The organism is Roseibium sp. (assembly GCF_965276855.1).
Lineage (GTDB): Bacteria > Pseudomonadota > Alphaproteobacteria > Rhizobiales > Stappiaceae > Roseibium.
On sequence record NZ_OZ255700.1, the window covers coordinates 1915727 to 1931096 of the forward strand.

General features: G+C 59.5%; 11 protein-coding genes. 10 read left to right on the forward strand and 1 reads right to left on the reverse strand.

Features of this window, described 5'->3' with window-relative positions; all coding sequences use genetic code 11:
• Positions 1-4: 4 nt before the first annotated feature.
• Positions 5-949 (reverse strand): LysR substrate-binding domain-containing protein, encoded by a 945-nt coding sequence (locus ACQY4Z_RS08735; protein WP_428528462.1) that lies wholly within the window; start codon positions 947-949, stop codon positions 5-7.
• A gap of 161 nt (positions 950-1110) precedes the next feature.
• Here ACQY4Z_RS08735 and ACQY4Z_RS08740 point away from each other — a divergent pair, with 161 nt between their 5' ends.
• The 10 genes from ACQY4Z_RS08740 to ACQY4Z_RS08785 all read left to right on the forward strand — a co-directional run bounded on the left by ACQY4Z_RS08740 (position 1111) and on the right by ACQY4Z_RS08785 (position 15369).
• The gene (locus ACQY4Z_RS08740; protein WP_428528464.1) at positions 1111-1365 is read left to right on the forward strand and encodes a DUF1427 family protein; all 255 of its coding nucleotides are present in this window, start codon (positions 1111-1113) and stop codon (positions 1363-1365) included.
• Positions 1366-1385: 20 nt separating this feature from the next.
• A complete protein-coding gene (locus ACQY4Z_RS08745; RefSeq protein WP_428528466.1) occupies positions 1386-2093 on the forward strand; it encodes a hydrolase in 708 nt (235 codons plus the stop codon).
• Between the two features lie 73 nt (positions 2094-2166).
• On the forward strand, positions 2167-3903 hold the full coding sequence (locus ACQY4Z_RS08750) for an amidohydrolase (protein WP_428528468.1): 1737 nt from the start codon (positions 2167-2169) through the stop codon (positions 3901-3903).
• 27 nt (positions 3904-3930) lie between these two features.
• Entirely contained in the window at positions 3931-4797 is an 867-nt protein-coding gene (locus tag ACQY4Z_RS08755; RefSeq protein ID WP_428528470.1) for an efflux RND transporter periplasmic adaptor subunit, read from the forward strand.
• A gap of 63 nt (positions 4798-4860) precedes the next feature.
• Entirely contained in the window at positions 4861-6477 is a 1617-nt protein-coding gene (locus ACQY4Z_RS08760) for an MFS transporter (RefSeq protein ID WP_428528472.1), read from the forward strand.
• Between the two features lie 11 nt (positions 6478-6488).
• Complete coding sequence (locus tag ACQY4Z_RS08765; RefSeq protein ID WP_428528474.1) at positions 6489-6941, forward strand: (2Fe-2S)-binding protein; 453 nt, start codon at positions 6489-6491, stop codon at positions 6939-6941.
• A 2-nt stretch (positions 6942-6943) separates the two neighbouring features.
• A complete protein-coding gene (locus tag ACQY4Z_RS08770; RefSeq protein WP_428528476.1) occupies positions 6944-9142 on the forward strand; it encodes a molybdopterin cofactor-binding domain-containing protein in 2199 nt (732 codons plus the stop codon).
• A gap of 406 nt (positions 9143-9548) precedes the next feature.
• Positions 9549-9911, forward strand: coding sequence for a hypothetical protein (locus tag ACQY4Z_RS08775; RefSeq protein ID WP_428528478.1), 363 nt, complete (start codon positions 9549-9551; stop codon positions 9909-9911).
• 83 nt (positions 9912-9994) lie between these two features.
• Complete coding sequence (locus tag ACQY4Z_RS08780; protein ID WP_428528480.1) at positions 9995-12190, forward strand: efflux RND transporter periplasmic adaptor subunit; 2196 nt, start codon at positions 9995-9997, stop codon at positions 12188-12190.
• Positions 12190-15369, forward strand: a complete 3180-nt coding sequence (locus ACQY4Z_RS08785) for an efflux RND transporter permease subunit (protein WP_428528482.1) — start codon at positions 12190-12192, stop codon at positions 15367-15369. The genes ACQY4Z_RS08780 and ACQY4Z_RS08785 overlap by 1 nt, the downstream gene beginning before the upstream one ends.
• Position 15370: the final 1 nt, after the last annotated feature.

Sequence of the window (15370 nt, forward strand, 5' to 3'; positions counted from 1 at the left end):
GCGGTCAAGATCCAGAATGCAGGGCGTTCAGAGTTGTCAAAACGGCGGCTTCGTGCATTGCCCAATCGAAAAAGGCGGCGATGTCGGGGACGGTTTCCCGGCCAGGCCGGCAGCACAGATAATACGACAGTCCCGAGGGGATAACCGGTCCGAAGGGACAGGTCAGCCGTCCATCCGACAGCGCGCCATGGGCAAGCAGGGATTGGGCCAGCGCGATACCGACACCAGAGGCCGCGGCGTCGACCACCTGGTCGGCCGCAAGAGGTTCGAACATCACCGAGTCTTGCCGGGTCGATTGGTCGGCAAGGCCTGCAACGTCGGACCAGCGTGCCCAGGCCGGTCGCTGGCGCATCCGCATCGGATTGGCAACATGCAAAATGGGCGCTTTGTGAAGATCGTCCGGGTTGCGAATGCCGCGCGCTGCAAGAAGTTGCGGGCTGGCAACCGGGATCAGAAGTTCGGTGTGCAGCTTGATACTGTAAAGATCGCTAGGCGCCGCATGGGCATAGCGGATGACGATGTCCGGCCCGTCCTCGGTCATCGCGTTCATACCGCCTTCAGTCTCGATATTCACGAAAATGTCGGGTCTGAGCTCGGTGAATCGATGCAGTCTGGGCAACAGCCATTTGCCGATGATCGGCCCGCTGGAATTGATGCGCAGGCGCGGGGGCGTCTTGCCGGGACGGATTGCATCGACCGCTTGGCGTATCGCCAGGAAAGCATCGCTCAAGACGGGTTGCAGCGCTTGACCGTGGGGCGTGAGATGAACCGCCCTGATCTTGCGGGTGAACAGGATCACACCAAGATCGGCCTCAAGTCCCTTGATTTGCTGACTAACTGCTCCGGCCGTCACATGAAGCTCGGCGGCCGCGGCCTTGAAAGATCCCCGGCGGGCCGCAGCCTCAAAGGCGCGCAGACTGGACAGGGAAGGCAAACGGCTCAGCGGCATGGTGGCGGCTTTCATGGGTTAGTAAAACTAAACTGTAAGCCTAAATCTTCTGCTTTGTCCAGAAAAGATAGAGCTCCACTTATGCCCCAGGTGAGTACGTACAATTACGTGAAAAACAGGGTTTCCAGCTTTCAGCTGCCCGCTTCAGGAGAACAATGCGAATGACCTGGCAACCCTATGTCCTGTCACTTGCCGCCGGTGTTGGCATCGGCGTGATCTATGGCCTGATTGCCGTGCGCTCGCCCGCCCCACCCATCATCGCCCTGCTTGGCCTTCTGGGCATGCTGGCAGGCGAGGCCGCCGTCCAGTGGGTACGCGGCCACAACGATGTGCTTTCCAAGTGCCTGCACACGAAAAGCTTTTCCGTCGCGGATCGCGACACCTCCCGCGGCGACAAACGCCAAAGCCAAACCTGACCAACTAACGGAGTGTTTCCATGTCTAAGCTTCAGGTTCTAACCCCGGAAAACAGCCAGTTGATCTTCATCGACCATCAGCCACAGATGGCATTTGGTGTGCAATCGATTGACCGACAGGTTTTGAAAAACAACACTGTCGCTCTCGCAAAGTCGGCAAAGATTTTCAATGTGCCGACCATCATCACCACCGTCGAAACGGATTCCTTCTCCGGTCACACGTATCCCGAGTTGCTCGATGTGTTTCCAGATGCGCCCCTGCTGGAGCGGACATCGATGAATTCCTGGGACGACCAGAAAGTGCGGGACGCTCTGGCAGAAAACGCCGCCAAAGGCAGAAAGAAGATCGTCGTCTCCGGTCTTTGGACCGAGGTCTGCAATCTCACCTTCTCGCTGAGCTGCATGGCTGACACGGACTACGAAATCTACATGGTTGCTGACGCGTCCGGCGGCACCAGTGAAGATGCCCACAAATATGCCATGGACCGCATGGTGCAGGCTGGCGTTATCCCGGTGACATGGCAGCAAGTGCTTCTGGAATGGCAACGCGACTGGGCCCGTCGTGACACCTATGACGCCGTCATCGCAACCGTCCAGCAGCACTCTGGCGCCTACGGCATGGGCGTCGATTACGCCTACACCATGGTTCACAAGGCGCCGTCTCGCTCCTCCCATACCGGCGAGACGCAATCCCCTTTTCCGGCGGCGACGCAAATCGCAGCCGAGTAACCCAGCAAGTCTTTTCCGTCCCGGCGGATGCCGGGACGGTCTCCTCTCATGATGACTTTCGAAAGGTGCGGTGATGGCCGATACGATCCTCTTTAACGGCAAGATCACGACGATGGATACGGAACAACCGGAGGCAACTGCCATCGCTCTCAAGGATGGATTGATCCTGGAGGTTGGCAGCGATGCCGATATCCTGCGGCTGAAGAGCGCCGGAACCGAGGTGATCGACCTGAATGGCCAGCGTGTCATCCCCGGCCTGATCGACAGCCACACCCACATCATCCGTCAGGGCAACAACTTTGCGATGGAGTTGCGCTGGGACCACGTGCCGTCTCTGGCCGATGGTCTGGCGATGCTCAAAGCCCAGGCGCAACGTACACCTGCGGGCCAATGGATCCGGGTGGTCGGTGGTTGGTCGGCCGATCAATTCGCTGAAAAGCGCCTTCCGACCATCGACGAAATCAATGCGGTCGCGCCGGAAGTGCCTGTCTATGTTCTGCATCTTTATGACCGGGCCTGGCTGAACAAGGCCGCGCTGCGTGCCCTTGGCATCGACAAGCATTTTTATGAACCCTTCGTCTCCGGCCGTTTGGAGCGGGACGGTCAGGGCAACCCCACGGGGCTTGCGATGGCGCGTCCGAACGCGCAGCCGCTTTACGCTCTGCTCGACATGGCGCCAAAGCTCGATTTTGAACAGCAGATCACGTCGACCAAGCACTATTTCCGGGCCCTGAACGGGCTTGGCCTGACCTCGGCACTCGACTGTGCCGGCGGCTTTTTGAACTACCCGGATGACTACGGGGTTATTTCAGAGCTGAACAAACGCGGCGAGCAGACCGTGCGCATTGGATATCAGCTGTTTGCGCAGCGGCCTTTGTTTGAGCTGGACGATTTCAAGCGCTGGAACGACATCGTCAAACCCGACCAGGGGGACGATTACCTGAAATGTGTCGGTGCGGGCGAAATGCTCGTGGCATCGGCCTACGATTTCGAGGACTTTTCCTACCCCCGCCCCGAATTGCCGAAACGCATGGAGGGGGATCTGCAGCCGGTACTGGAATTCCTTCTGGATAACGGGTGGCCAATCCGCTTCCACTGCACTTACGAAGAGAGTGCACATCGCCTGCTGACAGTTTTGGAAGAGGTTGGTCGCGACAAAGGTCTTGAGGAGCTCAACTGGATCTTCGATCACGGTGAGACCATTTCCGAAAGCACCATGGAGTGGGTGGCGCGTCTGGGTGGCGGGATTTCCTATCAGAACCGCATCGCGTTCCAGGCGACGGCTTATCGCGACCGCTATGGTGAAACTGCACTGAATGATGTCATGCCGGTCAAGAAGATGATGGCCTCCGGTGCGCCGCTTGCTGCCGGCACGGACGCAACGCGGGTGTCGTCTTATAATCCGTGGCTCGCGATCCACTGGGCCGTGTCCGGAAAGGGCCGTGGCGGCGATGTTATCTGGCAAGCCCAAAACCGCTTGTCGCGGCAGGATGCGCTTCAGCACTGGACTGCGGCCGGTGCATGGTTCAGCCGTGAGCAGGGCAAGAAAGGCCAGATCAAGGCTGGTCAGTTTGCCGATATTGCTGTTCTGGATCGTGACTATTTCGCGATCCCGGAGGACGAGATCATTGAAATCGAAGCTGATCTGACCTTCTCGGGCGGGAAGATCGTCCACGCCAAAGGCCCGTTTGCAGAACACGCTCCGGCGCCGCTTCCCGAACTGCCCGACTGGTCACCCGTCCCCGTCTTCGGTGCGCCAGGGGCGTCCAAAGGCCGGTTAAGCGGGTCGTCGCTTGTCGCTGCGGAATAGGCTTTCGGTGTGGGAGAGCGAAAAATCATGGCTGTTTTTCGGATGCATAGAAAGGGCAAGGGTCGCGCTCTGCTACTGGCAGCGCTCTGCACCATTGGCTTTATGGTGTCTGCGGATGCTGAAACGCTCGAGTTCGATGGTCAAGTCGAGGCTGTTCATCAAGCGGACGTCTACAGCCGCGTCGAAGGGATCGTTGCCGAAGTACTGGTATCGCAAGGGGATTTTGTGGATACAGGAACGGTACTTGCCCGACTGCAGCAAGATGTGCCGAGGCTGAAGGTTGCTGTGTCAGAAGCCAGGCTTGCGCGGGCGAATGCGCTGTCTGAGCAGGCCCACGGTAGGTTGGCGAGAATACAACGCCTTACGACATCCGGAACTGCATCAGATGTTGCACTTACGGAAGCGAAGACGGATCTCGTGTTGGCCGAGGCGGCTCAACGCGCCGAAAGCGCGGAGCTTTCACTTGCTCGGACGGCGCTCGACGATACCGTGATCCGAGCGCCAATAGCCGGCTTCGTTGAAGATCCAAGAGTTCGGGTGGGCGCGTTGTTGGAGTTCAGCTCCGGAGACCCCCCGATCTTTCAAATCGTGAATTTGGACCCGGTGCGGATTGTCTACGAAGTTCCATACGAAATCCGCTTGCGCCAAATGAAGGAAACCGGGGCGTCTACCGCGGACGAATTTCTTCAAAGTGTCCGTTTGCAAGTCATGACAACGGATGGGGAACTTCTAGCCCGCGGGCTTACTCCCACCGCAACAGCCGTCTGGGTGGAGCCTGATACTGGGACAATTCGCGTCTGGGCCACTCTGGAAAACAGTGCGGGGGTCCTGCGCCCGGGTATGCGGGTCCGTGTTTTGTCCGAGGTGATCAAAAGCGGATCGGCAACGCAGTGACCCGATTGCGAGCATCTAGAAAACCGAAGTTCTCACGCGTTTAACAGGAACAGGCCGCTTGCCATGTCAACACTCACTGATGCCAAACCGGCCGTATCCGCATGGTCACCATTTGGATATCGTGCTTTTGCGTTGCTCTGGGTCGCCACCTTGATCTCGAACATCGGCACCTGGATGCACGATGTCGGAGCAGGCTGGTTGATGACGACGCTGAATTCCAGTCCTGCGGTTGTCACACTTGTGCAAGCGGCGACGACGCTGCCGTTTTTTCTGTTTGCTTTGCTGGCAGGTGCCTTGGCAGACCGGCTGGACAAACGGCGTATGCTGATCACGATCAACCTCGGGCTTTTCGGAGTAATTTCCGTGCTCGCCTTGCTTGTGTGGCAAGAGCAGATGACGCCCGTTTTGTTGATTGTGTTCACGTTTGTGATCGGCACCGGCGCGGCCTTTATGGCACCGGCCTGGCAGGCGGTCGTGCCGCAACTCATCCCGCGCGAGACACTCAAGCCAGCGATCGCACTTAACTCCATGGGTATCAACATCAGTCGGGCCATTGGTCCCGCACTGGCCGGTCTCCTGATTGCTGGAGTTGGTCTGGCGGCACCTTTCGCTCTAAATGCGGCCACACATCTGGTGATCATCGCGGCCCTTGTTCTCTGGCGGCCCGAAGCTTTACCCAAACGCACCCATCACGGTTCCATTTTGTCCGAGATGGCGACCGGTCTGCGTCATGTCAGGTACAATGGCCCGATGCTCGCAACTCTGGTCCGCGCGGTTGCCTTCTTTGTGTTCGCATCGGCGTATTGGTCCCTGTTGCCGCTCATCGCTCGGGGTGTGGCTGACGCGGGATCAGAGCTCTACGGAATGCTTATGGCCTTGATCGGTGCGGGAGCTGTCACCGGCGCGCTGGTGCTGCCGCGTCTGACGGGTAAACTGACATCCAATCAGACAGTGCAGCTCGGCACACTCGGTACAGCGGCTGCCCTTGCGGTACTCGCATTGTCGGCAGAATCCTTCGCCCTGATGGCTGCGGCTTTCCTTGGTGGTCTCAGCTGGATTGCCGTGCTCACCTCGTTCAACGTATCTGCCCAATTGGCATTGCCTGACTGGGTCCGTGCCCGTGGTCTCGCCGTTTTTCTGATGGGGTTCTTCGGGTCCATGGCCCTGGGGTCCATTCTGTGGGGACAGATTGCGACTGCGACTTCGGTCCCGGTCGCGCTTCTTGTCGCGGCGACAGGGTTGATCACCGGAATGATCCTGACGCGCAAGGTGGAGGTCGGACAGGCCGAATCCCTGGACCTGTCTTCCGCCAACATCTGGCCGCAGGCTCCAGCCTTGAATCCCGGCAGTTCGGTGGATCAGCCTGCCATGGTCACGGTTGAATACCGGATCTCCGAGGCGGATCGCGCCGGTTTTACAGCCGCCCTTCAAATCTTTGCGAAAGAACGCCTGCGCAATGGAGCAACGCGATGGGATCTACACCAGAGCGTGGAGGACCCGGAGATTTGGATCGAAAGCTTCCATCTGCCGAGTTGGGCCGAGCACCTGGAACAACACGCACGCGTAACGCGTCATGATGCCGATCTGCAGCAAAGCGTGCGCACATTCGATACCCGCGAAAGCGGTCCCGTGGTACGGCATTTTGTCGTGCCCCAGGCCGCAACACCGCAGCCAGTCTAGGAGATTTTGGAATGACAAAGTTTATCCTGAACGGTCGTCCCGTTGAGTACACCAATCCGCCTGAAGAAATGCTGCTACTGATCCTGCGCGATACGGCAAATCTGAAAGGGACTAAATACGGCTGCGGCGCAGCGATGTGCGGTGCCTGTACTGTCCACGTCGACGGAGAAGCCATGTTCTCTTGTCAAATGTCGCTTGCCGATGTTGAAGGGGCTGAGGTCACAACGATCGAGGGTCTCTCTGAAGATGGGTCGCATCCCGTCCAGAAGGCCTGGATTGAAGAACAGGTTCCGCAATGCGGTTACTGTCAATCCGGCCAGATTATGCGCGCGGCTGCCCTCCTTGCGGAAAACCCGCAGCCCAGCCGCGAAGAAATCGTCGACACGATGAGCGCGAACTTGTGCCGGTGTGGAACCTACAACCGCATCTTCAAAGCGGTTGAACGGGCTGCGAAGGAGGCTTGATCATGACCAATGCGAATGAAGCTCTGAACATATCACGTCGCGGGTTCGTGCAAATGGCCGCAGGCTTATCCTTTGCCATCGGCCTGGGCGGTGTGTCCGCGGTGCGTGCGGCCACCTCCACCGTAACGCCCCTGGATGTCAATCATTGGCTGACAATCCGGCCTGATGGCACGATTTCAATCGTTTTTCCGTCGACGGAAATGGGCCAAAGCAGCTATTCGACCCTGCCGCAAATACTAGCAGAGGAACTAGACGCCAATTGGGATGATGTTGTTATCGAACAGCTGAATGCCGATGACCGCCGGTTCGGCAATCCCCTGTTTGGCAACGTCCTGTACACAGCTGGCAGCACGGGTGTACAGGCCTATTTTGAGCCGATGCGCCGCGCGGGTGCCCAAGCGCGCGACGTCCTCCTGCAGATCGCCGCGCGTGAGCTCGGCGTTCCGAAAGCAGAGTTGCGGACCGAGCCGAGCGCCGTTGTGGCACCGAATGGCAGCCGTCTTGGCTACGGCGAGCTGGTCGCCCGCGGTGCAGACGGCACCTCTGTCCCGGAAGCCGATGCGGTCACGCTGAAGGAGCGATCCGAGTTCCGGATCATCGGCCACGATGTGCCGCGCCGTGATGTGGTGGCAAAGTCCACAGGCAAGGCGGTCTTTGCCATTGATGTGGATCTGCCGGACATGGCGTATGCCACGGTGTTGCGGGCCCCGGTGGAGGGCGAACGTCCCTTGACCATCAACGATACGGAAGCACGTGCCGTTCCGGGAGTTCTCGATGTCGTCGCGCTGCCGGATGGCGTTTCGGTCGTCGCAGAAAGCTTGTGGAGCGCCCTTGGCGCACGGTCCCTGCTGGAGGTGACCTGGAGCGAAGACGCGCCAGCCCGTGCCTTCAACAGCGAAGACACCCTCCGGCTCTACGCCGAAGCTGCTCAAGATCCAGAGGCCGAACAGGCTGTCTGGGCTGAAAAAGGAAATGCGCCAGCGGCCATCGCAGCTGCAAACCGGACCTATAACCAGCTGTATCTCTCCGACTATGCCTATCATGCACAGATCGAGCCGATGGCGGCCGTTGCAAGTGTCGATCCTGACGGACAGGGCGCTGAAGTCTGGGCCGGGACCCAAACCCAGTCCTGGACAACCCGGACGGTGATGGACGTCCTGGGCATCGAGCAAGACAAGGTGCGGCTCAACATGATGACCATGGGCGGCAGCTTTGGCCGCCGGACAGCGCTTGCCCAGGACTATGTGCGCGATGCCGTGCTCAGCTCAAAGGCGGTTGGACGACCGGTGAAAGTCATCTGGACCCGGGAGGACGATGTGAAAAACGGCACGTTCCGACCCGCGGCCGCCCAAAGGCTGGAGGCAGGCCTGACGGCTGACGGTAAACTCGATGGCTGGCATCACAAGGTGGCAACGCCGACGGTTATCGGGTTCTTCAATCCGGTTCGCTGGGACGCGGTGAAGCCGAATGATGTGATCTCCATGCGCGGTGCGGAGAGCAAGTTCTACGGGATCAAGGATTTCCGGGCCGATCACATCATCACCCCGCGGCAGGCCCGTCTTGCCCCTTACCGGGGGATAGGGGCAGCCTACACCAGCTTTGCCGCCGAAGCCTTCATGGATGAACTCGCAGAGCAAGCGGGCCGCGATCCACTCGACTTCCGGATGGATCTTGTGGCTGACAATCCGCGGGGCCGCCATCTTCTGGAGAAGGTCGCCGAGATGTCGAACTGGTCCAGTCAGGATGGCCGGGCCCTCGGCCTGTCCTTTGCCGGTTACAGCTCTTCAATGGCGGCAGGCGTTGCGGAAATCGAGGTGGATCAGTCCACGGGCGATATTGCCGTGAAACACTTCTGGGCCGCGGTCGACGCGGGTCTGATTGTTTCTCCGGACAACGCGCATAACCAGATCGAAGGCGGCATCATTTTTGGCATCTCAATGGCGCTGCGCGAAAAAATCGACATCGAAAACGGCGAGGTCGTGCAGAACAATTACTGGGATTACGAGATTGCCCGGGCCTACCAGGTGCCACCGATCGAGATCTATATGGCCGAGGTTGATGCGCCGCCGGTCGGCGTGGGAGAAGTCGGCACGCCAATGGTGTCGGCGGCGATCGCCAATGCCTTCCACCGGGCAACGGGCCGGCGCTTGCGGCGCATGCCGTTCACGCCGGATCGCGTGCTGGAAACCATCAGCGCTTAAGGCAGGCTGATCTAAGTGTTACTGAAATCAATTGCCGGGACTGAGCATCCAAGACTGCGCGGTTCCGGCAAGTTCTGTTTGACACAGCCCCACATGCAAAGGCCAGGATTTGCGTTGAGACACCGCCCGCCGATGATGGGTCACTGCCAACCACTTTCCAGTAAACTAAAGCGCACTGGCGGGGAAACGCCCCCTGCCCCTCAGATACTGGAGCAGGGCCGATTTGTTCAGAAGATGGAGTATCTTGCAAAGCAATCCGATTTATTCCCAATATATTTCAAAAACTTATCTCACAGATTGCAAACTACCGCGCACACAAGGCTCGGCGCGACATGGAGCAGATTGAGAATTCTGACCTCTTGCAATTCGCCGGTAGTCGATTATATCGCGGCAGATGACCGGACGAGTGCACCAGCTTAGCAGACTTGCGGCAACGCTGTTTTTGGCGTTGGCGATTGCTGTTGTGGCCGGCATTCCGATGCAGCACCAAATCGCAGAAGCGTCCGAAACCACCGTGTCGAGCGCTGCCATGCCCTGTGAGACCATGGCGCATCACGGCGCGATGTCTGGTGCAAGCGATCATGCCCAGCATGACCCTTCTGACATTGACCGGTGCTGCGGCGGAGCACTGTGCGGCGGGTATACGCTTGCCGGCGGCGTTGCCGGGCTGACTACGGCAATGTCATCGACAGACTTTGCCCAGTCTCCGCCCGAAGCACTTCGAGTTGCAGACACCTCTCTACCAAAACGGCCTCCACGCCTCCTCTGAAGACCACATCTTGCGGAAATTCCGCAAGCGTTTGTTGTTGATCAGGCCTTCGGCACCCTGCCGGCGGCAACTCAGAGGTTATCATGCGTGGACGCTATGCCGCGCTCAGCATCCTGGCCCTTGCTGCAGGCACGGCCGGTGGGGTGTTTCTTGAGCGACTTTATCTAAATCCCGCCGGCGATCTTGCGTCCGGCGAAGACGACATCCTCTATTGGGTTGCCCCAATGGATCCGAACTTCCGCCAGCCGGGCCCTGGCAAATCCCCTATGGGCATGGACCTCATCCCCGTTTATGCGGGTCAGGAACCGTCCGGCGACCCCGCCGAAGTCCAGCTGTCAGCCACCGAAATCAATGCGATCGGTGTGCGAACAGCCCTGGCGCGGGTTGGCGAGATCTCGCAGAAAATCGAAACGGTGGGGTTTGTCGGATATGACGAACACCTCACCAGCCATGTCCACACGCGGGTTGATGGCTGGATCGAAACCCTGAATGTGCGTGCCGTCGGCGACCAGGTGAAGAAGGGCGAGATCCTCTTCGAACTGTTCTCTCCGGAGTTCGGCGTTGCGAGTTTTGACTTCCTTCGATCTTTGGAAAACGGCAACGGCCTATCCTTGGAGGCCGCCCGCAACAAGTTGCGCAGTCACGGAGCTTCGGAGCTCCAAATTGCCGAAATCGAACGAACCGGTGAGGTTGCGCGCAGTATTCAGGTTGTTGCGCCACGCGATGGCGTGGTGATTGCGCTGAATGCCGCTGACGGCATGTTCCTGCAACCTGGAACCCAGGCGATGTCGATCACCGATCTGACCGAGGTTTGGCTGATTGTCGATGTGTTTGAACGTGACATTGCCCGGCTTTCAAAAGACATGCGGGCCATTGCCCGCTTCGAGCATCTGCCCGGCCAAACCTTCGAAGGTGCTATCGACTACATCTACCCGGAACTGGATGCGAAAACGCGGACACTGCCCGTTCGCCTTCGGTTCGACAATTCCGACGGCCAGCTGCGCCCCAATATGTTCGGCAATGTCACGCTGATTCCGCAGGAAACACGGACAGCGGTAACCGTTCCGACAGAAGCCGTGATCCGGACCGGGGCTGCGGAACGCGTCATCATAAAGGTGGCGGAAGGGACCTTCAAACCGCGTTTGATCACGACGGGCTTGCGCGACGATTTTGGAGACGGAGGACGCACCGAAATCGTTCAGGGGCTGGCGCCCGGAGAGGAAGTGGTGGCCTCCGCCCAGTTCCTGATCGACAGCGAAAGCGCGCTCAGCGCCGGTTTGATGCGCATGGCCCCAACAGATGAGGCTCCGGCCCGCGGAACGGGTGAGCTGATCGCGCTCAATCGTGCGACCCGCATGGCCACCATTCGCCACGACGCATTGGAAAGCCTCGATTGGCCGGCGATGACCTCCACCTTTCCCGTTCAAGCCGGCATGTCTCTTGATCGGTTGACCGGCGGGCAGACGGTCGCGTTCCGGGCGGTCCGGGGCGCGGACGGCCTTCTCGGGCTCACGCAGTTGGGCAGTGACGACGGGATCGCGGCAACCGGAACAGGCACGGTTCTGGCGGTAACGGCGGACGGCAAACTGACCCTCGATCACGGACCGATCCCGGAGCTTGGATGGCCTGCGATGAAAATGGATCTCGAGGTTGCTGATCTGGATCCCGCGACGGTTCCCCTGGACGTGCCGGTCGAATTTGACCTCTCCAAGGATGACGGCGGGATGTTTTCTGTGGTCGCTGTTCGTGAAGCCGGGAGTGCGAAGATATCCGGGACAAACGATGAGGCGGAAACGGAGACCTCCGACGCCGCCCCCCCGATTGTCGTTTCCGGCAAGATCGACGCCATCGATCCGGACGCGGGAAAGGCCACCATTACCCATGGCCCCATTGCGGAAATAGGAATGCCGGGCATGACCATGGCCTTCGACATGGATCCGGCGCTTGATCTGGAAACATTGCCGCTTGGGACCGAGACAACCCTGACCTTCGACCGTCCGGACGGCATGACCATGGTTCTTGCAAAAGCGGCCCCGGTTTCCCCGCCCATGGAAGTGCGCGGTACCATCAACGCGGTCAACGCGGACGCCAAGACAGCGAACATCACGCATGGTCCGATGACGGAGATTGGCATGCCGGGCATGACAATGGACTTCACGCTGGATCCGGCGCTTGAGCTAAGCGAACTCCCATTGAAACGGGAAGTGGTCTTGTTGCTTCGGCGAAACCCGGACTTCTCCATGACGTTGACCGGAACGCGTTCTGAGGGGGCCATGTGATGATTGCCGCCATTATTCGCGCCTCCCTCGCAAACCGGATCATTCTTCTGGCTCTTGCCGCCATGATGGCGGTCGCCGGTGTCTGGGCCGTTCGTGAAACCCCGGTTGATGCGATCCCGGACTTGTCAGATGTCCAGGTGATCGTCCGCACGCCCTATCCGGGACAGGCTCCGCAAGTCGTGGAAGATCAGATCACCTTTCCGCTCGCGTCTGCCATGCTTGCGGTCCCGGGGGCCAGCGATGTGCGTGGGTTTTCCTTCTTCGGTGACAGCTATGTCTATATTGTATTCGAGGACGGCACGGACCTTTACTGGGCCAGAACCCGGGTCCTGGAATATCTTGGCCAGATCACCGCGAACCTGCCCGAAGGTGTCTCCCCGCAGCTCGGCCCCGATGCCACCGGCGTTGGCTGGATTTACCAGTACGCCCTGATCGACCGGACCGGTACTCATGACCTGTCCCAGCTGCGGGCCCTTCAGGACTGGTTCCTGAAATACGAGTTACAAACCGTCGACGGTGTGTCGGAGGTCGCCACCATTGGCGGCATGGTCAAGCAGTACCAGGTCGTCGTCGATCCGAACAAGCTCAGGGCCTATGACATCACTCTTGCCCAGATCCGCGGCGCGATCCAGGCGGCCAACCGGGAAACGGGCGGCAGCGTGATCGAAATGGGTGAAGCGGAGTTCATGGTCCGCTCCACAGGCTATGTCGATGAACTGCAGGACCTCGCGAAAGCGCCCTTGATGGTCAACGACCGGGGCGCCGCCCTGACACTCGGCGATGTTGCCGAAATTCGTCTCGGTCCGGAAATGCGCCGGGGTGTCGGCGAACTGGACGGTGAAGGCGATGCGGTCGGCGGTGTCGTCATTCTGCGCTGGGGCGGCAATGCACTGGCGACCATCAAGGCGGTCGAGGCCCGGATCTACGACCTTCGCGGCAGTCTGCCGGAGGGCGTTGAGATCGTGACCACCTATGACCGGTCCGGCGTGATCGAACGGGCGATCGACAATCTGCAGAAAAAACTGACGGAAGAGTTCATCGTCGTCGTTCTGGTCTGTGCTGCCTTTTTGCTGCATCTGAGGTCGTCGCTGGTCATTCTTGTCTCCCTCCCGCTCGGCATTGCGGCAGCCTTCATCATCATGAAGCTGCAAGGTGTGAATGCGAACATCATGTCGCTTGGTGGCATCGCGATCGCCATCGGGGCGATGGTGGATGCGGCCATCGTCATGATCGAGGCGATGCACCGGCGACTTGAAAACGAGAAACTGACCAATGAAAACCGCTGGCGGATCGTTGGCGAATGCGCTTCGGAAGTCGGACCTGCCCTTTTCTTTTCCCTCGCCATCATCACGGTTAGTTTTCTGCCGGTTTTCGTTCTGGAAAGCCAGGAAGGCCGGCTGTTCAAACCGCTGGCGTTTACAAAAACCTACGCCATGGCGGCCGCGGCGATCCTGTCGATTACGCTCGTTCCCGTTCTGATGGGCTACTTCGTTCGCGGCCGTATTCTCCCCGAGAACAAGAACCCGTTGAACCGGCTGGTGATCTGGCTCTATCGGCCGTTTCTGGATGCCGCCGTTGCCTGGCCCTGGGCGACCACGCTTCTGGCGGCTGCGCTCGTCGCCTCCATGTGGTGGCCGCTGCAGCGGATCGGCACGGAGTTCATGCCCGAGCTGAACGAGGGAGATTTCCTTTACATGCCAACGCTTTATCCGGGTGTCTCCATCGGCAAGGCTCGGGAGGTTCTGCAACAGTCGGATCGTTTGATTGCAACAGTTCCGGAGGTCCTGACGGTCCACGGCAAACTGGGACGTGCGGAAACGGCGACCGATCCGGCACCGCTCACCATGATCGAGACGACCATCCAGTTGAAGCCGCAGTCCGAGTGGCGGCCTGGCATGACCATGGACGGCATCCGGAACGAATTGGACAAGGCGGTTCAGATCCCCGGTGTCACTAACGTCTGGATCCAGCCGATCAAGAATCGGATCGACATGCTGGCCACCGGCATCAAGACGCCGGTTGGCGTCAAGATCACCGGAACGGATCTCAAGGTCATCGAAGAGATCGGTATTGAGATCGAGGCCGTTGTTGCGGGCATTGAGGGAACGGCCTCCGCCTATGCTGAACGCCCGCAAGGGGGCCGGTTCATCGAGATTGATGTTAACCGCGATGCCGCTGCGCGCTTCATGATGAGCGTGCGCGACATTCAGGACGTGGTGCAGACCGCGATCGGAGGCATGCAGGTGTCCGAATCCGTGGAAGGGATGGAACGGTTTCCGATCAACCTGCGCTACCCCCAGGACTGGCGCAACAGTCCGGAACGTTTGAGAGACCTGCCTGTGGTCACGCCGTCGGGCGCACATATCCCGCTCGGCGCCCTGGCGGAGATCAAGATCGTCGACGGTCCGGGAATGATCCGCTCGGAAAACGCCCGAAGGACCGGCTTCGTCTTCATCGACATCGCTGGACGGGACCTCGGCGGTTATGTTGCCGAGGCCCGGCAGGTGGTGGCCAACAACGTGCAGCTACCGGCCGGCTACTCCATCGCCTGGTCCGGCCAGTATGAATACATCCAGCGCATGCAGGAGCGTCTCAAGCTGGTGGCCCCGGCCACCCTTTTGATCATCACCTTGATGCTGTTCATGGCGTTCAACCGGGTGATCGAGGTCGGGATCATTCTCGCGGCCCTACCCGTGGCTCTTGCAGGCGGTGTCTGGTTCTTGTGGTACCTCGACTTCGACATGTCGGTCGCGGTGATTGTCGGGTTCATTGCGCTTGCCGGTGTCGCCGTTGAGACGGCCATCGTCATGCTGCTTTACCTCAACCTGGCATGGGACAAGCGCAAGAAAGCAGCAGCATCAGCCGTCCGTAGCATGACCGTTCAGGATGTCGAAGATGTCGTCTTTGAAGGGGCGCTCTTGCGTGTCCGGCCGAAGGTGATGACCGTGGCAACGATCTTCGCCGGCCTCATCCCGATCATGTACGGGGACGGAACAGGTTCGGAAATCATGCAGCGGATCGCAGCCCCGATGGTCGGCGGCATGGCCACCGCCACGCTCCTGACGCTCTTCGTCATCCCCGCAATCTTCGTGATCTGGAAGCGTCTTGCACTCGGCCGCGTCAATCGTGAGCTGGCGGCAAGCGCACCGGAAACCGGCACAGCCGTGCCGGCAGAATAAC